The following is a 23,147-nucleotide window of genomic DNA, read 5'->3' on the forward strand; positions in this document are numbered from 1 at the left end:
ATCTTTACAATATGTTTAAGCGAATAGTTTTTTCGTCTTTTTTTGCGTTGGCTAGCGTTTTCGCATTTGCCGATGATGCTGTGACTGAACAACCTGCTCCGCAGGTCGAGTCTTCTTCTTCGGAGGCCTCGTCTTCTTCTGTGGCGGTGTCTTCTTCGTCGGAAGAACCCGAAGGCCCCAAGTACCGCGAGGTTCCTGTTCGCTACTGGGTGAATGGGGATTCTGTAGAGCTGGAAGCGATTTTTGTCAAAATCGAAAATGACACGGTTTACTTGAAAAAGCCGACCGAAGCCGAACTCAAGCATATCGAGCATATTACCGACCAGCAGGCGATCGCCTTGCAAGAAAGTAACGGCCAGGAAGTCGAACAGACCGAGGATGAAAACGAAGAAGTTGATTTGAATGCGAAACCCGCTGAAATCATTATGACGGATGCCATCAAGGATTCCATGGCGGCTCAGTCGGATACGACGAAGGCTGAGGCTGCTCCGGTAGATGATGGCGCTGACGACGATTTGGAAACGGCTCTTCAAAAAGAAGACAAACGCGTGAAAATGGAAGAAATCGCGAAGATGGAACAGGAAATCCGTGAACGCGAAATCCAGGATAGCATTGCCGCCGCTAAAAAGAATCCTTATATCAAGATTTTCAGGTTCGAACTCAAGCGTCTTTACAATATGGAAGACGAAGTGATGATCGACTTGTCCCTTTCGAACTATGTGGTTCCCGAAAAGAGGGTCATCGAAGAGACGATTGAACTTTATCCGCCGGGAAATGCCAACTTGCTGGTGGTTTCGGAACCGGCTGCATGCTCGCTGTTTGTGAACGGAATTCCCTTGAAGCAGGTTGCCCCTGATACCATTAGGAATATCAAGCCGGGCAAGTACACCATTTCTGTGATGAAGGTTCTGAAGGACGTGGAATGGTGGGGTTCCGCTGTGGTGCGCATTAACGCCGACAGCGTGAACAAGGTGACTATTCCCGTGCTGCGCCCCTCGACCCGTTTGACGCTGAACTCCAACCCCGAAGCGGCTGAAGTTTACGTGGGGGAGGCCCCGTCTTTGAACAAGATGCCGCATTACATGACCGACATGATTGTGGATAACGTAAAGCCGCAGGTCAAGACGACGGTATACTTTAGAAAGGTTGGTTACCGCGATACGTCCGTGACGACGGAAATCAAGCCCTATATGCCGAACCTGGTGTATGTTGACATGACTCCGGTGCTGGATGACCTTGAGTTTATTGAAGGCCAGAACGCCTTTAACAAGGAACGTGGTTTAAGGCGTATCGGTCGCGGACTTTTGTGGAGTTCCATTGTTCCGATTATTGCCGGTGGTGTCATGTGGTATCTGGCAGAACGGGATTGGAGCAAGGCTGCTGACAAAAAGCACGCCTATGAGCGTTTGTCTGCATTCGATAGTGACGACACCCGACAGATGGTCAAGGATAACCATGAGCTGAATGATAGCGGCGACACCAAGTGCGGTGTAGCGATCGGTCTTGGCGCCTTGGGCCTTGGGCTCCTTACGGCAGGCATTATTCTTGCGTTCTAGCATTGTAGGCTAGCGATGTCCTTGAAGTCCTTGCTTGTATGTTTGCTTTGCGGGGCTTCGCTGGTGTGCGCGCATCCTCACGTATTCGTAGATGCGAAAATCAAGGTGGTGTTCGACAACGCCGGTTTTTCGGCGGTGAAGAACCACTGGGTCTATGATGAAATCTATAGCTCCGCGATGATGTCGTCGGGCGACGCGGACGGTGACGGAAAAATTTCGGAGTCGGAGAACAAGTGGTTCTGCGAAACGATTCTTGGTCCTCTCAAGGAATTCAATTATTACAACTACGTCCAGTCGGGCTCGGTATTTTTGAAGGCCCAGGGGCTTCCGAATTTCAAGGCATCGTTTAAGAACGGCAGGCTGATTCTTGATTTTGATGTGAAATTTACAAGCCCCGCAGACCCTTCTGGAGGTGCGGATTACACGATGCTCGTGATTGCGGTGGCAGACCCGTCCAACTACATTCAGGTGACGGCCGACATGGAGAATGCCGATGTGGACGGACCTGAGTCTTTTGATATCGAGTTCTTTAATGATGGCCTGCAGGGACTGACCCTGTTCCGGGCTTTCCGTTCGGATATTGAAGGCCTATACTTGAGGTTTAAAAAGAAATAATTCGGGGTGTTTCCTTGTTTTTTCTATTTTTGCAAAGACAAGGAGATGATATGATGAAAAAGTTTATTGCGGCTTGCCTGTTCGGCATTACCTTCGCTTCGGCTCAAGTGGTGGATGACCCTTATGCCTATACCTCTGGAGCACAGGAAAAAGAAACTCCTGTAATGGACATCAACCATACTGAAAATGACGAACCGATGTTTGCGGTGTCTATTCATCCGATATCCATGTTGATTTTGTCGTTGTTCGACATCCCGTCGATTTACTTGACGATTGAAGGAAACCTGGGAAGCCACATGTCCTTGATTACTCGCCCCAGTTATATCTGGGCTGAATTCTCGGATAGTGACGAAGATCTGGATATTTACTTGTTCGGCATTTCGGAAGGCTTGCGTTTTTACTTTGACGAAGGACACCGCGGTCTGTATTTGGCGGGACATTTCAATTATGCTCGTGTAGGCTTGGAATACACGTACGATTACGACCATGACGAGGACTATGAGGCTCACGCGAATGGTTTTGGTTTTGGGATTTATATCGGTCATAAGATCCGTGTGGGACACTTTACGTCGTCTTGGGATATCGGATATTCCTATATGAAGTACTCTGCTTCGGGTAAGGAAAAGGACGATGTAGAAGATGTCTCTACCGTGGGCTCGGGCTACGACATAAATTATACGATCGGTTTCGCTTTCTAGTCGTATTTTTCTATTTTTGCGAAAAACGGAGATTTTTATGCCAGCAATTCATTTGACTGCAGAAAATTTTGACTCGGTGATTTCTTCGGGCCAGTTGGTCTTTGTGGACTTCTGGGCAACGTGGTGCCGTCCGTGCATGATGATGGGCCCGATTGTCGATGAACTTGCCGATGAATACGATGGCCGTGCGGTCATTGCTAAAATCAACGTGGACGATGCCGGTGTGAGCGATATCTGCGCCCGCTTTGGCATTACCAACATTCCCAACATGAAGCTCTTCAAGAACGGCGTGGAAGTGGGCAATGTAGTAGGTGCCGTACCGAAGGCAACCGTTAAAGGCGTTATCGACCGCAACCTGTAGGCCCCATGCTGACCAAACGATTGATTGTATGCCTTGATGTCCGCAACCGCAAGGTGACGAAGGGCGTCAAGTTTAAAGGTAATATCGATATCGGTGACCCTGTAGAAATGGGTGCGCAGTATAGTGCCGACGGTGTCGATGAACTTGTGTTTTATGATATTACCGCGAGTGCCGAAAATCGCCCTTGCGATATGGAAATGATTCGCCAGATTGCACACCGCGTGTTTATTCCGTTTGCGGTGGGCGGCGGTATCCGCAACTTGGACGATATGCACGAAGCCCTTTTGGCCGGCGCCGAAAAGGTGAGCGTGAATAGTCTTGCCGTGCTTCACCCCGAAATCATTGCTGATGGCGCGAAAGCTTTTGGGCGCCAGTGCGTGGTGCTGGGCATGGATGCCAAGTTCGTGGGTGTTTCGGACAAGTTTAAAAGCGGCTACGAAGTCTATATTCGCGGTGGTCGCCAGGCGATGGGCATCGATGCTGTGGAATGGGCCAAGAAGGCCGAGGACTTGGGCGTCGGCGAAATTTGCCTGAACGCAATCGATACCGACGGCGTCCGCAATGGCTATGAATTGAATATTACGGACCAGGTGGCACGTGCGGTGCAGGTGCCCGTGATTGCTAGCGGCGGTGCCGGAACTCCGGCTCATATTGTGGACTTGTTCCGCAAGACTTCTGCCGATGCAGCCCTGGTGGCTTCCATGGTTCATTTTGGCGATTACACGGTGCCCGGAATCAAGAAAGAAATGCTTGCGGCAGGAATCCCTGTGCGCAAGAAAATGAACGGCGAGGTGTAGCTTGAATCCTTCTGTTGCAGTTAAAATTTTTGAAGCAGGCAAGAGTGCCGGTGCGGATTTTGTCGAGATTTTTGAAGAAGAAACTCGCAGTTCGATGCTTGGACTGAAGTCGAGCCAAATTGAATCTGCAACAGCTGGAACCGAATACGGCATAGGCATCCGTCTGATTTACGGAACCGAGGTGCTTTACGGCTTTACCAGCGACGATTCCGAAGAGGCCCTGGTAAAACTCGTACAAACTCTCGCTTTTGGCCGCATTGCAGGCCAGTCTGCGAAACCCTTTGAATTTGCACCGCAAAAGCGCGTTGCAGATTACAATGTGGATGCATTCAAGGATCCCCGCGTGCTGGGGCAGGCGGTGAAGCAGGACTTCTTGTTCCGCGCAGATCAGGCTGCCCGCAAAATTTCGGATAAAGTAGTGCAGGTGGGTGCCTCGGTGACGGATTCTTGCTCCACGATTTCGCTGATGAATAGCGAAGGGCTGAATTTGTCGATGAATCGCGCTCGTTTACGTGTAAACGTGACGGTGACGGTTTCTGATGGAACCGAAAGATTGACCACCCACGAAGCGCCCGGTGCCTTGGGCGGCTATGAACTTTTGGCTAATTATTCGCCTGAAGCGTTGTCTACCGAAGCCGCCGAGCGCGTGCTCCGTATGCTTTCGGCAGGCTACATTAAGGGTGGCCAGATGCCTGTGGTGATGGGTAACGGCTTTGGCGGCGTGATTTTCCACGAAGCTTGCGGACATCCGCTGGAAACGGAATCGGTCCGTCGCGGCGCAAGCCCGTTCTGTGGAAAATTGGGTGAGGCTATTGGCCAACCCTGCTTAACCGCTATTGATGACGGTACCATGGATGGTGTGTGGGGTAGCCTTAAGTACGATGACGAAGGTACTCCGGCTCAGCGCACAACCTTGATTGAAAACGGTATCTTGAAGACTTATATGAGCGACCGCGTGGGTGCCAAGGAAGTGGGAATTGGCCTTACGGGTTCTGCCCGTCGCGAAAGCTACAAGTATGCACCTGTAAGCCGTATGCGCAATACGTTTATCGCCCCCGGTAAAGATACGCTCGATTCGATGATTGCAAGTGTCGATAACGGTCTTTATGCGGCTCGCATGGCGGGCGGTTCTGTGAATCCGGCGACGGGCGAATTTAATTTCGCGGTTGACGAAGGCTATGTGATTCGTAACGGCAAGATTTGCGAACCGGTACGCGGCGCGGCCCTCATTGGCAAAGGCCACGAAATCATGCCCCGCATTAGCATGGTGGGTTCCGACTGGGATGTGGCTGCCGGTGTTTGCGGAGCAAGCTCCGGCCATGTGCCCGTAACGGTGGGGCAGCCTTCGATTAAGGTAGACCAGATTCTGGTCGGCGGCCGCTAGATTTTAGCCCAGCGTCTTTTGGGATTGGGGCAGTGGTCCTCGTGACCATCTGGCCAAATCCAGACTTCATCTGTAAAAGGACATTTTTCGCAGGATCCGCTCATGGGGCAGGATTCTGTGGGGTCTTCCAGGAATAGGGAACCTTCGTACTTGATTTTGTCCGAATGGAGAGAACCTTCAAGAAGTTCGTGGCGGAGGGAATCAAGTTCTTCCTTGCTTAGCTTGAAACGCCTTTCGAGGATTGCCGAATCCGGGATGAATACGGCCGGATTCCATTTGATGCGATGGACGCCTGCTTTTTCGGCCCAGGAGACGAGATCCTTGTAGTCTTGATGGTTCTCGCGGTGCAATGTCACTTGCAATGAAATGGTGGCACTGGAATCTAGTCGGCGCTTGCGGCATGCGATGAGTTTTTCGACGTTTTCGCGCCACAAGTTGCGCAGGAATCCGCCCATTTCGTAAGCGAGTGTGCTGACTTTGATGTCGCTACAGGCTTGAACCAGTTCGAACATGACCGAAGGCGTGCCCCACTTGCTGGGGAAAGTCCCGTTGGTGGTGAGGTTTATCTTGACGCCGCTCATTTCGCAAAGATGCATCAAATCTTCAAATTTTGAATAAAGTAAAGGTTCCCCCATGGTGGAGGGGATGACTTCCTTGAGTAGGGGCTTTCCGGATTCGTCAAGGTCGGCGGCGTATTTTTCGATGGCGGCCTTGGCGGTTTCAAAGGGCATTTCTCCAGCGTAGGAGACGATGCCACGTTGCCTTAAAAAGCAGAGGGCGCAACGTAGATTGCACTTGTCGGGGTTGGTAAGTAGAGTAATACGATGCACTATCAGGCCCTATGCTCCCTGATGTACTTGATGGCGGCGAGTCCTGCCTTGGCGCCTTCGCCTACGGCAACAGCAACTTGGAGCGTTCCGCCGGTGCAGTCGCCTGCAGCGAAAAGGCCGGGGAGCGTTGTCTGGAAATCGTTGTCGAGAACCAGTGTGGGGCCGTCAAAGCCTGCGCCGGCTTTCTTGGCGAGATCGGTTGCGCTGGCACTTCCGAGGGCGACAAAGAGTCCGTCGAATTCTTCTTCGGTGCTGTCTTCGTAATGCACGCCCTTGAACTGGCCTTCGCCAACCAAGGATTGCAGGTGACGATTTTCGATGCGGACACTGGGCGGGAACGATGTGGCCAAGGCGGCTCCGTTCGTAAGGAGCGTGACACTCTTGACAACGGGCAAAAGTTCCTGGACTTCGTGGAGGGCGTATTCGCCGCTACCCAGAACAGCCACGTTTTTCTGACGGTAGAAGAAAGCGTCGCATACGGCGCAGTAGCTTACGCCGTGGCCTTCCAGTTCTGCCATACCGGCGACCGGGTGCTTGTTGCGGGCGGCACCAGTTGCCATGATGCAGACTTTTCCGTGGTATTCACCGACAAGGCCCTTGGCAGAAAATCCGGTGCCGTCAAACATGAGGTCGGTGATTTCGTCGTCGATAATTTGGGCTCCCAGGGCTATTGCCTGCTTGTGGCCCACTTCTAGAAGTTCTTCGCCGCTAAGGGGCTTTTCGAGTCCGTAGTAGTTCTGGATCATGTGGGCTTTGGCGAGAGCTCCGCCGTCTTTACCGACGAGTTGAACGGACAACCCGGCTCTCAATCCGTAGAGAGCGGCTGAAATTCCGGCGGGACCATAGCCCAAAATCAGCATATCTGTCATAAAATCCTCTAAGTATCTTTATTTTTTACAATGTTAAAATACAAATTATTTATCTTATGGAATAGGTTGTTTGTGGTAAAAAAACATAAAGGATAACAATGGAACGATTGATACCACGTGATATGTTTGTTGAAGCTGGGTACGGTCCCAGTTTTGCTGCGCAACTTATACAAAATGCCTATAGCAAGCTATTTGAAGGGGATCCGATTAACGAACGCGTCTGCTTTGATGCTTCTGATGATATGAGTTATATCATTGATATTGGGCATGACGACATTCGTTCCGAAGGCATGAGCTACGGCATGTACATTACCGCACTGACGGGGCATGAACGTCAGTTCGACAAGCTGTGGAATTTTTCGAAACGTTACTTGCGTAACGATGACGGTCCGCACGTGGGTTATTTTGCTTGGCAGGTTTCGACGACGGACTTTTGCAAGATGGACCCGGGTGCAGCTCCCGATGGTGAAGAATACTTTGCCATGGCCCTCTTGATCGCTGCAGAAAAATTCAATCGCCCGGACCTCAAGGATGAAGCCATTGGCCTCATTAATTGGATGCGCAACAAGCCGAATAACGGAATCGTTGGTCCGATGATTGATCCTGAACGGAACCTGGTGAAGTTCTCTCCTGTATTGGGAAATGACTTTACGGACCCGAGCTACAACACCATTGCCTTCTACCGCGCCTTTGCAGAAGCGACGGGCGACGAAAGGTGGTATACGACTGTAGAACAGAGTCTTGAATATTTGCAGAAGGCTGCTCACCCTGTAACGGGGCTTTGCAGCGAATATTCCGAGTACGACGGCACTCCGCGTGCAACGCCCTGGTACCCCGAAAGTGATTGCTTTAGCGGTGACGCTTGGCGTGTGGCCATGAACCTGAGCTTGGATTATGCCTTGTTCAAGGGTCATGAGTGCGAAAAGCAGATTTGCGAAAAGATGCTCAATTTCTTCAACAGCAAGCGTCCGTACCTTGCAGACTATGCCATTGATGGTGGCGATTTCCCGCGTCCGGGCCGTAACGCGACTCCGGGTGTGATTGCCATGAATGCGGCTGCTACTCAGGTGTTGCCGACGGATGACCCGCGCATCAAGCCGTTCGTGAAGGATTTGGCTGCTTTGTCGGTGCCTTACCGTTTCTGGCGCTATTATGACGGAATGCTTTATCTGATTGGACTTCTTGCTACTGCAGGAAAAATCAGAATTTAAGTTTTTTGAAAAGGAGTAGAAGAAATGAACAAGATAAATGCGCTGATGGTTTCGGGGGCTGTCGCTGCAGCCTTGATCTTTGCGGGTTGCGAAGATGTTCGCGTTGAGAATTACCCTAGCGGAAAAGTCCGTATCGAGACGACCTATGTCAAGGACAAGAAGGAAGGTCCCGAAAAGGAATATTACGAAAACGGAAACGTAAAGCGCGAAGCGAATTACGTGAATGACCGCCGCGAAGGGGTAGTGAAGGAATTCTACGAAGACGGAACGCCTGAAGCGGAATACACTTATGCCGACGGTTACATTGAAGGCCCGGTGATTCGCTACCATAAGAACGGCAAGGTCGCCTCGAAGGCTGAATACAAGCAGAATAAGCAGATTGCTTTCGGCGAATACTTTGACGAAAATGGTGAACCGGCAACGAGCGGTTCTTACAAGGACCCGCGCGATGGTTACTCTTACGAATGGATTCGCATTGGCTCGCAGCTTTGGACTGCCGAAAACATGAATTATGGCACGGCATCGGGCTCTCTTTGCGCCCAGTGCAACCATTGGGGCCGCCTCTACAATCTTGAAAATGCCAAGAAGGCTTGCCTTGAAGGCTTCCACATGCCGACCAAGCAGGAATGGAATGAATTGCTCACTTTTGCGGGCAAGGAAAAACCGGTGGGCGTCGTACTGAAGGCTGGCTATGGCTGGGACCCGATCAAGGGTACGAACAACTACGGCAATGGCAAGGATGAACTCGGATTCGGTGCCAAGGCCGGTGGCGGTCACTTTGCCAAGAGCGATGTCCCGCTGAAGGAGCGCAAGTTCGAAGCTGCTGGCCAGAAGGCTTATTTCTGGACGGCTGAAGGCGAAGTGCTCGTGTTCTTCCACGACAAGGACATAGCCAAGTTCGAAAAGTTCAATCCGGAATACGGCGCAAGCTTGCGTTGCATTAAGGACTAATTTGATTTAAATTGAAAAAAAGAAAGGCGCTCCGGTGAGCGCCTTTTTTAATGGTTTGAAATGTGTCGCGATTATGCGATATTGAGGCTCTGTTCGCGGATACATTCGACTTCGTTCTTGAGTTCGATGGCGAGGGCGGCGATGTCGGCACTCTGGCACTTGGTGCCGAGGGTGTTGGCTTCGCGGCCCATTTCCTGCAGAATGAATCCGAGGTTCTTGCCTTGGGCGCCGCCTTCCTTGAGGGCGTTCAAGAAAAGCTTATTGTGGCTGCGGAAACGCGTGATTTCTTCGTGGATGTCGAGCTTGTCGGCCATGATGCAGGCTTCCTGCAGCAGGCGGACGTCGTCGATTTCGCTGTCCTTCAGGAGCACGTTGATGCGTTCCTTGAACTTGTCTTTCCACACTTCGATACGCTGCGGGTCAAGCACTTCGATCTTGTCGAGGACGGCGTTCAGGTGATTCACGCGGCCTTCGAGATCGCGGGCGAGGTTGGCGCCTTCCTTGGCGCGCATTTCATTCACCTGGTCGAGAGCCTTGTCGAGTTCGGCGGCGAGGTGCTTTTCAAGCGCTTCGGAGTCGGCATCGGCATCGGTGAATTGCAATACTTCGGGGAGCGCAAGAATGTTTTCCAGAGTGATATTGCCTTCGATGCCGAACTTCTTTTGCATGGCACGCGTGATGTCAACGAACTTGGCGATGGCAGCTTCGTTATAGGAAACCGGAATGTTTCCGCCAGTGCCTGCGCCAAGCGTCACGCTGAAGATGACCGAGCCGCGGACCAGCTTGTCCTTGATCTGATTCTTGAAGCTGTTTTCGAGGTAGGCAAGGTTCTTGGGCAACTTGCAGGAGATGTCCAAGAAGCGGTTGTTTACGCTGCGGACTTCAATCACGCAGCTTGCGCCCTGGTACATGGACTCGCTTTTTCCAAACCCCGTCATCGATAAAATAGCCATAATTAATCCCTAAATTTATTTCTTGCTCACCATGGCAATCACGTGTTCAGCGCCGAAGGTCGTGAGGCCGATAGCCGTCAGGAACTTGCTGAACTTATGTTCGTTCTGGTAATGAATGGTTTCGACCTTCAGGCCTTCCTTTTCGCAAAGAGTATAGAAATCTTTGAGCGTGAGCACACGGATGTTCGGCGTGTCATACCATTCGTAAGGCAATTCCTTGGACTTGGGCATGCGACCGCGCAGCATCAGGCTTCCGCGAGTTGTCCAGTGACCGAAATTCGGGAAGGTCACAATGGCGCGCTTGGCCACACGCAAAAGTTCGTTCAAGAGAGCCACCGGGTCGCGGATTTCTTGAATGGTGCGGTTGATGATGGCGTAGTCGAAGCTGCCGTCCTTGAAGTCACGGACGCCGCTTTCGTCAAGGTCTCGCTGGATCACGGGTACATCGTTTTCGAGGCAATCCATGATGCTCTTGAAGTTGCGTTCGATGCCGAGAACTTCGACATGCTTTTTCTTGTTCAAGAAATCGAGCAGTTCGCCGTTACCGCAACCGAGGTCAAGCACCTTGGTGTTTTCCTTGACGAGGCTTCCGATGTAGTCGAAGTCTTCGGTGTCGTGGAATACCGGCATGACCTGCGTATCGGCCGAGGCCGGAATAATCTTGCTGTCGAGGAAACGGCCCACGGCCTTTCCGAGGTCGCCGACTTCGATAAGGAAGCCGTCGTGGCCGAATTGGGTGTCGAGTTCGAGGCTGGTGACCACTTTGCCGGTATTCAAGAGTGCGCTTGTGATGCGGCGCGATTCATGCGGCGGGAAAAGCCAGTCGGTACTCAGGTTGACATTCAGGAATTCTGCCTTTACGCCCTTGAAAGCATTTTCGAGAGAGCCGTATTCCGTTTCAAGATCGAAGCTGTCGGTAGCGTGTGCAATGTGCAGGTAGCTGTTGGCGTCGAAACGGTCGACGAATTTGGCTCCCTGGTAACGCAGGTAGCTTTCGAGCGGAAGATTCAGGTCGAAAGGCGTGCTGTAGGTGACAGCGTGGTTGCGGCTTTCCTGGTCTTGAGCGCGCTTGAACTTTTGTTCCATGCCCACAGCGCTGAGGTAGGTAATGTGGGCGAGTTTGCGGGCGTTCGAAAGACCGACATCGGGGTGGGCGGATTCGTAGTAGTCGCCACCGTTAAAGTTCGGGTCTTGGGTAATTACGTCTCGGGCGACGATTTCAAAACCGAGAGCCTGGCTGCTGAAACGCGGAGAGCTTGCAATCACGATGCAGCGGCGCACGAGATCCGGGTAGTAAATGGCCCATTTCATGGCCTGGAAACCACCCATGGAACCGCCGATCACGCAGCAGAGCTGATCGATGCCGAGTCCCTTGGCGAGTTCGCGCTGGGCGTTCACCATGTCACCGATGGTGATCATCGGGAAGGTGCTGCCGTAGGGCTTGCCGGTGCGCGGGTTGATGGAGGCGGGGCCAGTCGTGCCTTTGCAGCCACCCAAAATGTTACTGCACACGACAAAGAACTTGTCTGTATCGACCGGCTTTCCGGGGCCAATCAGGGCGTCCCACCAACCGGGTTTCTTGTCGTTTTCGGTATAGTAGCCGGCAACGTGAGCGTCTGCTGTAAGTGGAGAACACACCCAGACAACATTGCTCTTGTCGGCGTTTAGCGTTCCGTACGTTTCGTAACGGATGGTCAGCGCCGGAAGGGTCTTGCCACTTTCAAGCTTAAAACCCTCGTCCCCATAATCCTTCGTAAAGGTTTGGGGCACCACTGGGCCGACGCTATATTTATGCAAAAATTCACTCATATGCATAAATATAGCTTATTCCAACATAATCGTAAACGGTCCGTCGTTGGTTAAACTCACCTGCATGTCAGCGCCGAAGCGCCCTGTTTGCACGTTTGGTATCTCTTTTTTGCATTCCGCTATAATATAATCATATAGCTCGCTTGCTAGGGTGGGGTTCCCGGCTCCGTTGAACGTGGGGCGGTTTCCTTTGTTGCAATTTGCGTATAAAGTAAATTGCGAAACGAGCAGGAGTTCGCCGCCGACATCTTTGATGGAGAGATTTGTCTTGCCGTTTTCGTCGGCGAAGATGCGGAGCGCAAGCATTTTGCGGATGTAGCGGTCGGCGACTTCTTTGGTGTCGCCTTCACCCACTCCGATAAGGATCATGTAGCCCTTGCCGATTTTTCCGACGGTTTCTCCGTCGATGTCAACTTGGGCGTTGAGAACTCGTTGAATCAGGAATTTCATAGGCCTGCAAAATAATAAAAAATTCCTATAGCAGCCCCAAGGAACGGTGGAATCTGTCAGAAATCTTATAAAATTATATTTTCCTTACAAAAATAAGGGGGAAGGCTCCAAAAGGGTGCAAAAAAATCCATTCTTTTCTAAATTTGGCCGCGGTTTGTAAACAAAAAGTTAATAAAAGAGGTGTAAAGATGGTCGTAGAACCGATGATTCGCAGCAATATGTGCGTGAATGCTCACCCTCAAGGCTGCGCCATGGATGTGAAACGCCAGATTGAATACGTACAAAAGAAGCGCGCTGAACGTGGTACCCCGAAAGATGCTCCGAAGACGGTTCTGGTGTTGGGATGTTCGACCGGTTATGGACTTGCTAGCCGTATTTCGGCGGCGTTTGAATTCGGTGCCGCAACCATCGGCGTGTCCTTCGAAAAAGAAGGTGTCGATGAACCTCGCCAAAAGAGTGGAACTCCGGGTTGGTACAACAACATGGCTTTCGACAAGTTCGCTCATGAAGCGGGCCTCGAAGCGGTAACGTTTAACGGCGATGCATTCTCCCACGAAATGCGCAAGAACGTTATCGATACGCTCAACAAGATGGGCCGTAAGGTGGATTTGCTGGTGTACAGCGTGGCATCGAGCGTGCGTGTGGATCCGGACAACGGAACGCTTTACCGCAGCGTGTTGAAGCCGATTGGCGAAACCTTTACCGGCGCAACCATCGATTGTATGACAGGTGCTATCAGCACCATCAGCGCAGAACCCGCAACAGACGAAGAATCCGCCAATTCCGTGAAGGTGATGGGTGGCGAAGACTGGGCGCTTTGGGTGCGTCAGCTCAAGGATGCCGGCGTGCTTGCTGAAGGTATTAAGACAGTGGCCTATTCTTACATCGGCCCGAAGCTTTCTCATGCGATTTACCGCGACGGTACCATCGGTGGCGCCAAGAAGCATTTGGAAGCAACCGCCAAGGAACTCAATGCGGAACTCCAGAAGGAATTGAAGGGCGAAGCTTATGTGTCCGTGAACAAGGGGCTGGTGACGCGCTCGAGTGCCGTGATTCCTATTATTCCGTTGTATCTTTCGGTACTCTTCAAGGTGATGAAGGAACAGGGAACTCATGAAGGCTGCATTGAACAGATGGAACGCCTGATGAACGAACGCCTTTATACGGGCTGCGCCGTTCCTACTGATGAAAATAACCTGATCCGTATTGATGATTGGGAATTGGACCCGAAGGTGCAAGAGGAAGTGAACAAGCGTATGGCAACGATCACCCAGGAAAACCTGGCTCAGGTGGGTGACTTGGAAGGCTATCGTCACGACTTCTTGGCCACGAACGGCTTTGACATTGAAGGAGTGGATTACTCCGCCGATGTGAAGAGCATGATGACGATTTAATTTGCGTTTTATGTTGTGAAAGCTAAAAAAGGCGCGGGTAAAACCGCGTCTTTTTTATGGTCTTTAAAGGGCGAAAACTCGCTTGATTTCGTCCACTTTCGTGGTGGCGGTGAGTGCAAGCCGCAGTAGCACGGCGGCTTTTTGCGGCGGCAAGCGGCCGGCGCAAATGCGGCCGGGAGCAAGCGATTCGTTCAAAGTTACTAGCCCGTGGTGGATTCGTGTCGAAACGACCACGGGAATGTCGATGTTTTCGAGGACTTTCGCCCAGGCGAGGCTGAATTCGCCCGAACCTGCGCCTGCGATGACAAGGCCGTCGGAGACGCAGGCGGCGTATTCCAGAATCTTCGGATTCGCATCTACGGTAAAGTAGACGACGTTGACGCGGGGGAGGCTTTCGAGCTTGGAGACGTCAAAGAAGTTCTGTTCTTTGAGGGCGTTCCAGTTGGAGCCTTCGCCGGGAGCGTTGACGCCCATGGCGTTGATGGCCGAGGCGCTGCACTTTTGTACGCTCCGGGCGTCAAAAAGTTCGCCTGCAAAATACACCCACACTAAATTTGCCGGAGGATCGTCGTCGACGGCGAAGCCGGCTGCCGCACGTACGGCACCTAATAAGTTTTCGGGACCATCAGGGTTCTTGGCGGTAGCGGGCTTCATGGAGCCTGTAAAGATGACCGCCTTTTCGCACTTGACCGTAAGGCTTACGAAGTAGGCCGTTTCGTCCATCGTGTCGGTGCCGTGAGTGACGACGATGCCGTCTACGGTATCGTCTGTTTGCAAATCAGCGATGCGGTTCGAAAGCTTGATCCACAGCTTGTCCGTCATATCGTCGGAATTCACGTTGCAGATTTGTTCGGCGGTAATATCGGCGTACTCCGAAAGTTCCGGCACGGATTTAACGAGGTCTTCGGCGGAGATTTGCCCGGATACGTAACCCGTATTTTTGCCGGGTTCACCGACACCGGCAATAGTGCCGCCCGTTGCAAGAATCACGATGTGTTTTTTCTTTGCCATAGAAATCCTTGAGAGAAATTTAAAAAGATTTCAAACAAACCTAACCTAAATCTTCATCAGATTGGCGAGAATCAAACCGTGCTCGCGGGCGTAAGAGATAAAGTCCTTCTCTTCTTTTGTGACGCGCATCTGAATTTTTAATGGTTGAGAAAATTTTGGCTTTCGACCTGCGTTTTCTCTTGCTCCGCCATGTCCGAAAGTCTTTTCGTAATAAGCGAGACCCGAAGCTTTCAGGTATGCCTTTTCCGAAATGATTTTTTCACCCTTGCAAACATCAGACTTCAACTTCTTGGAAACATAACCTTCTGAATCTTTGACATATACGTACTGCATTATTAAACCTCTTTCAGCCTTTGCTTTGCAAGTTTGATTTTATCCTTCGGCGTCTTTTGACTTTTCTTGACAAAGACAACGCCAATGACAATGATTTTACCTTCTTGATACTTAAATAGGGAACGCAATTCCTTTGATTTAATCTCAAAAATTTTGTTCTGCAGATGTTTGACACGAACATATTCAATACCCTTTGTTTCTATCAGGTCATATTCTGATTTCAACAGGTCTTGTTGCTCTTGCGGCAGTTCTGCAATTTCTCTATTTACGGCATCAAGTTTTATAACCTTGAATGTGTTATCCATAATATACATTTTCATCTTGAATATGTCAACATAATCAAGATGTGGGGTAGGCGGATGAACCTCCGTCAGGCGAATAGAGACCGTCCCTATTCATATATATACACGCTTATTTCGAACGTTTGGTGCACTTTGGGGGAGAAATTTTACAATGTTTTACCAAAAGCAGATGGCTTGGCCTCGATTTATATATATTTAGGCGAAGATAGGTGCTTATGAGATTTATTGCCCCCCCCCCCGCGTAGCCTTTAGGCGTTTTCTAGTCGCGAGCCTTGCTGTGTGCGGCATGGCACTGGTTGTTTCTTGTGGCGACGATTCGAGCGACAAGTCGCCAGTGCAAGTTGCCGAAGAATCCTCGTCGAGCGAATTCGAAAGGTCCAGCAGTTCTATTCAAAATGTCACCCCCGTCTCGAGCGAAGCAACCCGCTCTTCATCGAGTATTTGCGAAGATTGCGATGAGTCTTCGTCCAGCGTCACGCCGCAGTCGAGCAGTAGCGAGACAAGTGTGTCCAGCAGCAGTGCGAAGTCAAGCAGCAGTTCGGCGAAGGTTGAAGATTCTTCAAGTTCTGCCAAGGTGGATGAATCATCGAGTTCGGTGAAAAGCGCAGAATCATCCAGTTCCGTAAAGGTTGAGGAATCTTCTAGTTCTGAAAAGAACGAGATATCCTCCAGTTCCGAAAAACCTGTAGAATCCAGCAGCAGCGAAAAGGTTGTGGAAAGTTCTTCAAGCGAAAAATCGAGTAGTTCCGCAGGAATTCCTTCAAAACTCTACGATTGCGAAATATATAAGTGTGTCACAACAAAATATCTTAACCCTGATATTGAATATGGCGAATATTTGGATGTGCGAGATTCTCAAGTGTATAGAACAGTGCAAATTGGAGAGCAGGTATGGATGGCGCAGAATTTGAATTATAAATCAGACATGCAAAGTTTCTGTTTTGACAACGATGACAATAATTGTGCGAAATGGGGACGTTTATATACTTGGGCGCAGGCTGTAAAAGCCTGTCCAGAAGGATGGAAATTGCCAGATTCTTCTGAATATGGTTCCTTAGCAATATTTTTGAAAGATTCTACTGGCAACAAAAATGTTGGAAAATATTTGAAAACGGGGAAAAATAATTTATTTGGTTTTAGCGTATTATTGGGGGCCGGTTATTTTGTTGGAGGACCAGACTATTTTAATGAGGGTGGAGAGACATATGGTAGGGCATATTTTTGGACAGCATCCGAAACTGATGAACAAAATACTCTTGAACCTCCCGATAAATACGCTATTATACGAAGTTTGAAATATTCGAATGATATATTCGGAATACTTCCATGGGAAAAGCAAGATGGATTGTCTGTAAGATGTTTAAAAAATTTGTGATTGAACAATTGAATAAATAAGGGATCTTCTATTTTAATTTAAGGATTAATCATATGCTCAAAAACATCCTCTTCTGGCTTGATGTTTACAAGGAACGGAAAGTCAATAAATAGCCGCATAAACGCCACCTGATTTCACCTGGAGCGAATCTTGACAAAGACTCGCTCTTTTTTAAGCCAAGACAAAGCGACGGCGAATGCCTGGCCGCTAAGCGGTAATGACTCTTTCTCGGATGGGAAAGGAGGTCCCGGGTCAGGCCCGGGAAGACATGTTGGAGCCGTGGGCCGATTAGAGACGGATCATCGAACTTCATCGAGCAACTGCTGCGCGGTGACTCCGTAGAATTTTTGGAGGGCTTCGTCGTTGCCGAGGGTGCGCATGCTTTGAATGAATGTTCTGAAGTGTACCAGATCTGCGTTGCGGGCCAAAAGGCGTTCCACCATGGCCTGCGAATACCAGTAGAGCTTTACGGCGGTGCCGGTGTTGTTTTCGTTTACGAACGGTGTCGAAAGGGCTTCGATGCTGGGGACGCCGCCGTCGGGCCGTTGCATGCCCGTGCGCGAGGCGTCAATCACTTGAGCAATGCCTTCGTTGACCCACAGCGGTATATGGTGGCGGGTCATGGCGCGGATAAACGCGTGCGTCAACTCGTGGAAGAACATCGGACGGTATATTTCGCGGTAAGCCATCACGTTTACGGGAATGCGAAGCTTGCCGTCAAATACGGCCCCCACCCATTCCGGGCGCGGCCCGATTCCCTGATACTGTGTCGATTCGTAAAGCACCAGGTTCATCTTGTTTTCGGGGTGGAAATCGAACAGGTGGCAGAGCGAATCATAAGCGACTTCTAGCACCGCCAAGGCTTCCATAATATCTTTGCGGGCGGGACGTCCTTCGAATTCCACGCGGAAGTGCATGGAACGTTCCAAGCCCAATGTCTCTATTTCGCGAATCAGGGATTCGCTTTTCTGCTTTAGGTAATTCAAATCTTCGTGCGAGAACTTGCGCGACTGTACATAAGCAATGCAGTCTTCGTAGCGTTCCTGCTCGAAAAGGATTCCTGCCAGGTGCAGTTGTAGGTTTTGGTCGTCAGGCGTTTCTTTGAGGAGTGCGCGTACATTCTTTTCGGCGCAGTTCCATTCGGCCATGTCTAGGCATTCATTGGTCTCGGCGATGAGCGCTTCGTGCTTGTCAAATGCCTCTTTGGCCGCCATTTGCTGCATAAACCAGCGGGCTCCAATAAGCAAGACGATGACGCCTACGACAATCGAGATAATGTTTTTCAAAGTCTTACCGCCGCTTCGTTAGAAGAATTTTTCCCGCTGCCGGCTTTCTTGTAACGTTCGCGAATGAGTTGCAAGTCGTGCTGGTAGGGATTACGCTTAAAGTCTTCGAAGGCCCAGGCGGTGGGGTGGAATTCGCCCTTTGCATAAGTCAGGAGCATGTCGAGCCACACGCCCTTTCCGGCGTAAAGTTTGAATGGTCCGCGCTTGTAGCTGGGAAGTACCACTTTGTCCAAGTCCATATAGCCGATGTCGATGTTCACGCGACGGGCTTCGGGGTTGTCTGCCATGGCCATCGTGAGTTCCAAAGCGTTGCTGCGTTCTTTTTCTTCAGCAATGGTTTCGGGCGGAATGGTCTTTTCAAAAGAGATGACTCCGCGGTATAAGCCTTCGCCCATTTCGGGGGTGTAATAGGGAGTCTTGTCGAATGCGAAAAGCTTGCCCTTGTGGCGGATTTTGCCCCAGGTACGTTCTAGGGCGTCAATCACTTCGGGGAGCCAATCGGCACCGGGCTGCAAGACAAATGCTAAAAGCTGAGCGTTTTCAGAAAATTGCGAAGACTTCATAACGTTAGTGCGGGAAAATCATCAGGTTCTTGCGGATCATATCAAGCTGTTGCTTGCTGAACGTAAGCACCTTGTCCTTTACGGTAGTGGGGAACATGTAGTTGTCGGCGTCCGGGCAATTGTTGACATTGAACGTGGACGTGTTGCTTGCAATATAAATGCGGGACAATCCAGGAACTTTGACAATGTCGGTGTTCTTAATTTTCATTAAGGACTTGGTGTAGCCTGCTCCGCAATAAGGTGTGTCGTCAAGACCGTCGTCTAGATTCGAATAGTCCCCGATGTCGTAATCGCCCCGGAGGATTTCTATGTCAGCCTTGGTGGCAGTGGTGTGACGGAGTCCAAAGAAATGCCCGGTTTCGTGCAAGGCTGTTTCTACAATGTCTTTCATGGAGAGGGGGTCTTCGCCGTAGGGAGTCTTGATATGGGTTCCCAAAACAACGGTACTGCCGGCACCTTTTCCTAGGTTGGCGCTGAAGGGTTTTGAGTAGCCCAATACACCTTCGTTTTTAATGTAGTGGACCAATACGATGTCCAGGGCGTCTTCAATACCGGGCCAACCGCCGAGTTCCGAAAGGAAAAAGTCTTCTGAGGAGGATCCTGCCAGCCAAGGTTCGTTTGCCGGATATTTGGCACCCAGAGTGGGGTGCTTGGAGGCGTAGTTGATATAGAGCGTGTCAATCGTTACGGAGGTGTATTGAGCGCGGAATTCTTGCAACAGGTTTGATGCGAGTTCGTCGATGGTGTAGCCTTCGATTTCTTCTTCGATGTTGCCGACCAGGATCAAGTTGATTGAAAAATGGTCAGAATAGGCTCCATTCCCGGTGAAACGAATGTTTGAAACTTTCCCTTCGTAGTAGTTTTCGTCAAGGGCCAGAGAAGTCACCCATTCGGTAAACGAGTTTTCTTCACAGACGAAAGAGTAAACGTACCGTCCGTTTTCGACAACGGGTTCCAGAGAACGGACTCTGCTGCCGTGCCATTCCGTTTGGTCCTTGTTCAGGTAAAGCCTAAAAAGCTGCAGCGTAGGTGCGTCAAAATTGGGATCTACGTCGAAAGACAGCTGGTAGGTAGCATTAGGATGGACCACCAACGTAATGCCATGGGCAATGTTTGCTGCGGCAGAATCGTTTTGGGCCAAGTCATTGGGGTAAAGCCTGCGGAGAAAAATATCGCCTTGGTTGTCTGGATAAAGAGTGAAATCTTCAGTTTCACTCTCGGCACAACCGGCAAAGAATAGCACAAGACCGATAAAAGACAGCAAACAAAATTTTTTACAAAAATTTTTCATAAAAAAAGGCTCCAACATGCCCAAAAAAGCGTGTATAGAAGAGGGACTCTTTTAAGGGCGTCATTAATTATGAAATCTAGCAAAAAAAACAAAAATCTGACTGAGTTACAGAACCTTCTCACCCCGCTCATGGGAAAACCGGCTTTATTGAGCGCAATCGTGGTTACCACCATTTTTGCGAGTCTTGATGAACCTGTTTACGCCTGTGTTCTTTTGCCTATTTTGGCGACTTTGACTCATTTGTTTCCGCGAACGTTACAATGGGTGGTGCTGATTAGTCTAGCGATAGGTGTCGTTAGCCATGAGTATTTGGGGCAGCAAAAAGAAAATTCCTTGGATGTAAATATTTCGACGAATGCCTGCGGGGTGGTTGAGTCAACGCAGCAAAAAAAGAGCGGTATGACTTCTATTATCAATCATGGTTATCGCGTTCGCTTGACTGAAAAACGGAATTTGCCGCGGTACCCTCTGCCGGGAGATTCGCTTTGCTACGAAGCCTCTTTTTATCCAGTGACGCCACCTACGGTGCCGGGGGCGTTCGATACGCAGGGGTGGCTTAAGTCGCAAGGACTTGTGGCCTATGGAAAGTTCGTCCACTGGACGGTTCACGGCGAAACCTGGGTGCCGGAGCGCAGCTTTTATCAGTTCCGCAAATGGATCGGGTCGCGGTTTAGCGAATATCTGGATCCGTCAGAAACGGGGCTTTTGCTGGGTCTTTTGGCAGGGGATAGGAGTGGAATTCCCGATGCATTGCGCAGTGACTTTCAGCGCTCGGGGTTGGTGCATGTGCTTGCCATTAGTGGTTTTCACGTGGTGCTTTTGGCGGGAATGCTGATGATTTTCTTGAAGGCGACGGGGCTCCCGCATCGTGTGGTGCGAATGGTGGCGATTGCGTTGCTGTTCCTGTACATTCCGGTAACGGGAGGTTCGCCGGCCGTAAGGCGGGCGGTGCTTATGTTTGCCGTGCCGCAGGTCGGTGCCTTGTTCCAAAGGCCAGCCAATACATTGAATAGCTTGGGCGTTGCGCTTCTCTTTATTATGATTCCCGAGCCTTCTGTTATCTGGAATCCGGGCTTTCAGCTTTCGGTGGCGGCGACTATGGGAATCTTGATGGGCGGCTTTTGGAACCCGCTAAAGAACTTGCCTGAAGAACTCCAGAAGAACAAGTGGTGGACTCGCTTGCAATCGCTTGTGGTGGAACCGACTTATGTGACCTTGTGCGCCACACTTTCGACGTCGCCCTTCTTGATTCACCATTTCAAGACGCTTTCGCCTTTTGCTTGGCTTGGCAACATCGTGGTGGTGCCGGCGATTTCGATGGGGATGCAGGCGGGGCTTTTTGCGTTGCTTTCTCCGGTTGATTTTTTACGGGAATATTTCTGCTATGCGGCGAGGTTCTTTTTACGGCTAGCGTCGTTATTGACGCGCTTGTTGTCGGATTCCTCGCAGGCGTCTGTGACGGTAGGCCCCTTTGAACCGTGGGTGCTGTTGTTGTGCGGCTTCTTGATTGTGGTGGTTCCTTTTTTTGCCAAAAATCGCATCGCCAGGCGCTTTTCGTTGTGCAGTATGTTGCTGTTCGCGGCAATCTTTGCCTATAAGGGGTATGGCGCGGTGATAACGCCAACGTGGAAATTGACGACGATCGATGTGGGGCAAGGAGATAGTCACTTGCTTACTACACCTTCGGGAATGCATATTTTGGTGGATGCGGGCGATACGAAACGACAAGATTCCGGTAAAGACATTGTAGTTCCGTACCTGCATCATATCGGGGTTTCTAGCTTGGATGCCTTAATTGTAACCCATGCGGACCAAGACCATTTTGGCGGGGCGTATTCTATCATCAAGACGTTCCCGGTCAAGGAACTTTGGATTTCCGAATGCGCAAGGATTGACGACAAGGAAAATTGGCAGCAGGTGATTGCTGAAGCGTATCGGCGGGGTATTTTGATCCGGGATATTTCTCGAGGAATCCTGTACAAGGAACGCTTCTTTGAAATCAAGGTCGTGCATCCTGAAACGGACCGCTGTATAGATGCCAATACTCAGAGCATTACTTTCAGGGCGAAGGGGCTAGGGCATTCCGCTTTACTGACGGGAGACTTGACGGTTCAGGGTGAAAAAGAAATCATGAAAACGGATGCGTATCTGAAAAGCGACGTGCTGAAGCTTGGACATCATGGCTCTAAAACTTCAAGTGGCAGAAAGTTCTTGAAACAAGTGAACCCGAAGCTGGCCATTGTATCGAGTGGTCGCAAAAATCGATTCCGCCATCCGAGTAAGCAGGTGATTCAGAGGCTAGATTCGCTAGGGATTCCTTATTTGAATACAGCTGAAAAAGGAACGATCGATATTATCTTTCGTTCCGATACAATGCTTGTGAAAACGATGTTGCGGTAATTAGAGAGCTGTTATCACGTAGAGGGCGATGCTCTTTTGGTCGTTGTTGTCTTCTTGCATGATGCCGATATCGAATTCTACGCGGACGCGGGTTCCGCCAAAGGCAGCTTCCAGCTTAGGAATGATGTCTACCATAAAGTCGTCCTTTAAATGGCCGGCACTTCCGCTAGAGGTGATTTCGATGATGCACAAGACGCTTCTGCCAAAGTGAAGGGTGGGCGAGGTTCCCAGCGAGAATTTCACGTAGCCGTCTTCTCCCGTAACGCCTTCCATAAAGCCTGCACGGGCTTCGTAGAAGTTGGAAAAGTTGCTGGCAATGTAAACGTCTTTACCATAGGTCAATACGACGGCGCTACCGTTGTTGCGGTTGAGTCCGAAATAGCCGTCGAGTTCAAGGAAGCGGCCTGCGCCCATACGGTATCTTCCACCGATGTCGATGGAGGCTTCCATGTTGTCCATCTTGTTGTAGGTGTACATGTCCACCTTGGCGCCCAATTCCCATTCTTTGTTTAAGGCACCCATGATGTTGATGGGGAAGAGTACATTGTCGCCAAAGTCGGAGCGCATGCCGACGCCAGCAGCAAACTTGGGCGAGGGGCGTGCTTCGGGGCCAAAAGTGTAGCGCATGTTCCAAATGCGGTCCAAGGCGAAGACGTTTTGAACGCAAAGGCTTGCTAGGGCGAAAAGAATGATGCGGGAAAATCTCAT

Annotated in this window: 25 protein-coding genes; 11 read left to right on the forward strand and 14 right to left on the reverse strand. The window is 50.4% G+C overall.

Annotation, left to right across the window (positions count from 1 at the left end):
- The first annotated feature begins 11 nt into the window (after positions 1-11).
- Genes BUA40_RS04265 through BUA40_RS04290 form a run of 6 tightly spaced genes read left to right on the forward strand, consistent with a single transcriptional unit; the run spans position 12 to position 5,411 of the window.
- Positions 12-1,556 carry a hypothetical protein gene (locus BUA40_RS04265; protein WP_072798744.1) on the forward strand — a complete coding sequence of 515 codons (1,545 nt, stop codon included), beginning with the start codon at positions 12-14 and terminating at the stop codon, positions 1,554-1,556.
- 15 nt (positions 1,557-1,571) lie between these two features.
- Positions 1,572-2,171: a DUF1007 family protein gene (locus tag BUA40_RS04270; RefSeq protein ID WP_072798745.1), complete on the forward strand. Its 600-nt coding sequence runs from the start codon at positions 1,572-1,574 to the stop codon at positions 2,169-2,171.
- Between the two features lie 50 nt (positions 2,172-2,221).
- Positions 2,222-2,869, forward strand: a complete 648-nt coding sequence (locus BUA40_RS04275; RefSeq protein ID WP_072798746.1) for a DUF3575 domain-containing protein — start codon at positions 2,222-2,224, stop codon at positions 2,867-2,869.
- A 37-nt stretch (positions 2,870-2,906) separates the two neighbouring features.
- A complete protein-coding gene (gene trxA, locus BUA40_RS04280) occupies positions 2,907-3,230 on the forward strand; it encodes a thioredoxin (protein ID WP_072798747.1) in 324 nt (107 codons plus the stop codon).
- A gap of 5 nt (positions 3,231-3,235) precedes the next feature.
- Complete coding sequence (gene hisF / locus BUA40_RS04285) at positions 3,236-4,027, forward strand: imidazole glycerol phosphate synthase subunit HisF (protein WP_072798748.1); 792 nt, start codon at positions 3,236-3,238, stop codon at positions 4,025-4,027.
- A gap of 1 nt (position 4,028) precedes the next feature.
- Positions 4,029-5,411, forward strand: a complete 1,383-nt coding sequence (locus tag BUA40_RS04290) for a TldD/PmbA family protein (RefSeq protein WP_072798750.1) — start codon at positions 4,029-4,031, stop codon at positions 5,409-5,411.
- Here BUA40_RS04290 and BUA40_RS04295 read toward each other — a convergent pair.
- Together BUA40_RS04295 and BUA40_RS04300 are read right to left on the reverse strand one after the other, a co-directional pair.
- Positions 5,408-6,241 (reverse strand): radical SAM protein, encoded by an 834-nt coding sequence (locus BUA40_RS04295; protein ID WP_072798752.1) that lies wholly within the window; start codon positions 6,239-6,241, stop codon positions 5,408-5,410. The two genes, BUA40_RS04290 and BUA40_RS04295, sit on opposite strands and share 4 nt — an antisense overlap.
- Positions 6,242-6,243: 2 nt before the next feature.
- Complete coding sequence (locus BUA40_RS04300) at positions 6,244-7,110, reverse strand: NAD(P)/FAD-dependent oxidoreductase (RefSeq protein ID WP_072798754.1); 867 nt, start codon at positions 7,108-7,110, stop codon at positions 6,244-6,246.
- 98 nt (positions 7,111-7,208) lie between these two features.
- Between BUA40_RS04300 and BUA40_RS04305 the strand changes: the two genes are divergently transcribed.
- Positions 7,209-8,321: a glycosyl hydrolase family 8 gene (locus BUA40_RS04305; protein ID WP_072798757.1), complete on the forward strand. Its 1,113-nt coding sequence runs from the start codon at positions 7,209-7,211 to the stop codon at positions 8,319-8,321.
- Between the two features lie 24 nt (positions 8,322-8,345).
- Positions 8,346-9,272, forward strand: a complete 927-nt coding sequence (locus BUA40_RS04310) for an FISUMP domain-containing protein (protein WP_072798759.1) — start codon at positions 8,346-8,348, stop codon at positions 9,270-9,272.
- A gap of 71 nt (positions 9,273-9,343) precedes the next feature.
- Here BUA40_RS04310 and BUA40_RS04315 read toward each other — a convergent pair whose 3' ends face one another.
- Genes BUA40_RS04315 through dtd form a run of 3 tightly spaced genes read right to left on the reverse strand, consistent with a single transcriptional unit; the run spans position 9,344 to position 12,484 of the window.
- A complete protein-coding gene (locus tag BUA40_RS04315; protein WP_072798762.1) occupies positions 9,344-10,225 on the reverse strand; it encodes a YicC/YloC family endoribonuclease in 882 nt (293 codons plus the stop codon).
- A 15-nt stretch (positions 10,226-10,240) separates the two neighbouring features.
- Positions 10,241-12,034, reverse strand: coding sequence for a homoserine O-acetyltransferase MetX (locus BUA40_RS04320; RefSeq protein ID WP_255369200.1), 1,794 nt, complete (start codon positions 12,032-12,034; stop codon positions 10,241-10,243).
- A gap of 15 nt (positions 12,035-12,049) precedes the next feature.
- On the reverse strand, positions 12,050-12,484 hold the full coding sequence (gene dtd, locus BUA40_RS04325) for a D-aminoacyl-tRNA deacylase (protein ID WP_072798764.1): 435 nt from the start codon (positions 12,482-12,484) through the stop codon (positions 12,050-12,052).
- A 188-nt stretch (positions 12,485-12,672) separates the two neighbouring features.
- Here dtd and fabV point away from each other — a divergent pair, with 188 nt between their 5' ends.
- Positions 12,673-13,878 (forward strand): enoyl-ACP reductase FabV, encoded by a 1,206-nt coding sequence (fabV, locus tag BUA40_RS04330; protein ID WP_072798766.1) that lies wholly within the window; start codon positions 12,673-12,675, stop codon positions 13,876-13,878.
- Between the two features lie 63 nt (positions 13,879-13,941).
- Here fabV and BUA40_RS04335 read toward each other — a convergent pair whose 3' ends face one another.
- The 5 genes from BUA40_RS04335 to BUA40_RS14500 all read right to left on the reverse strand — a co-directional run bounded on the left by BUA40_RS04335 (position 13,942) and on the right by BUA40_RS14500 (position 16,097).
- A complete protein-coding gene (locus tag BUA40_RS04335; protein ID WP_072798768.1) occupies positions 13,942-14,889 on the reverse strand; it encodes an asparaginase in 948 nt (315 codons plus the stop codon).
- A 45-nt stretch (positions 14,890-14,934) separates the two neighbouring features.
- A complete protein-coding gene (locus BUA40_RS04340; RefSeq protein WP_072798770.1) occupies positions 14,935-15,222 on the reverse strand; it encodes a hypothetical protein in 288 nt (95 codons plus the stop codon).
- A 2-nt stretch (positions 15,223-15,224) separates the two neighbouring features.
- Positions 15,225-15,527 carry a type II toxin-antitoxin system RelE/ParE family toxin gene (locus tag BUA40_RS04345; protein WP_072798880.1) on the reverse strand — a complete coding sequence of 101 codons (303 nt, stop codon included), beginning with the start codon at positions 15,525-15,527 and terminating at the stop codon, positions 15,225-15,227.
- Between the two features lie 256 nt (positions 15,528-15,783).
- Positions 15,784-15,918 carry a hypothetical protein gene (locus tag BUA40_RS14750; protein WP_255369201.1) on the reverse strand — a complete coding sequence of 45 codons (135 nt, stop codon included), beginning with the start codon at positions 15,916-15,918 and terminating at the stop codon, positions 15,784-15,786.
- Entirely contained in the window at positions 15,915-16,097 is a 183-nt protein-coding gene (locus BUA40_RS14500; RefSeq protein WP_178299537.1) for a hypothetical protein, read from the reverse strand. The genes BUA40_RS14750 and BUA40_RS14500 overlap by 4 nt, the downstream gene beginning before the upstream one ends.
- Positions 16,098-16,119: 22 nt before the next feature.
- On the opposite strand from BUA40_RS14500, the gene BUA40_RS14210 reads away from it, so the two are divergent.
- Positions 16,120-16,899, forward strand: coding sequence for an FISUMP domain-containing protein (locus BUA40_RS14210; RefSeq protein WP_178299539.1), 780 nt, complete (start codon positions 16,120-16,122; stop codon positions 16,897-16,899).
- A gap of 299 nt (positions 16,900-17,198) precedes the next feature.
- Here the strand turns inward: BUA40_RS14210 and BUA40_RS04355 are convergent, their stop codons facing one another.
- From BUA40_RS04355 to BUA40_RS04365, 3 genes are read right to left on the reverse strand one after another with little or no spacing between them, the layout of a single operon-like run.
- Complete coding sequence (locus tag BUA40_RS04355; RefSeq protein WP_072798774.1) at positions 17,199-18,185, reverse strand: hypothetical protein; 987 nt, start codon at positions 18,183-18,185, stop codon at positions 17,199-17,201.
- A complete protein-coding gene (locus tag BUA40_RS04360) occupies positions 18,182-18,748 on the reverse strand; it encodes a DUF4416 family protein (protein WP_072798776.1) in 567 nt (188 codons plus the stop codon). The genes BUA40_RS04355 and BUA40_RS04360 overlap by 4 nt, the downstream gene beginning before the upstream one ends.
- Before the next feature lie 4 nt (positions 18,749-18,752).
- Positions 18,753-20,012 (reverse strand): hypothetical protein, encoded by a 1,260-nt coding sequence (locus BUA40_RS04365; protein ID WP_255369202.1) that lies wholly within the window; start codon positions 20,010-20,012, stop codon positions 18,753-18,755.
- A gap of 96 nt (positions 20,013-20,108) precedes the next feature.
- Here BUA40_RS04365 and BUA40_RS04370 point away from each other — a divergent pair, with 96 nt between their 5' ends.
- The gene (locus BUA40_RS04370) at positions 20,109-22,439 is read left to right on the forward strand and encodes a DNA internalization-related competence protein ComEC/Rec2 (RefSeq protein WP_072798779.1); all 2,331 of its coding nucleotides are present in this window, start codon (positions 20,109-20,111) and stop codon (positions 22,437-22,439) included.
- Here the strand turns inward: BUA40_RS04370 and BUA40_RS04375 are convergent, their stop codons facing one another.
- Positions 22,440-23,147, reverse strand: a complete 708-nt coding sequence (locus tag BUA40_RS04375; protein ID WP_072798781.1) for a hypothetical protein — start codon at positions 23,145-23,147, stop codon at positions 22,440-22,442.

The sequence above is a fragment of the Fibrobacter sp. UWT2 genome, assembly GCF_900142545.1.
Taxonomy (GTDB): Bacteria; Fibrobacterota; Fibrobacteria; order Fibrobacterales; family Fibrobacteraceae; genus Fibrobacter.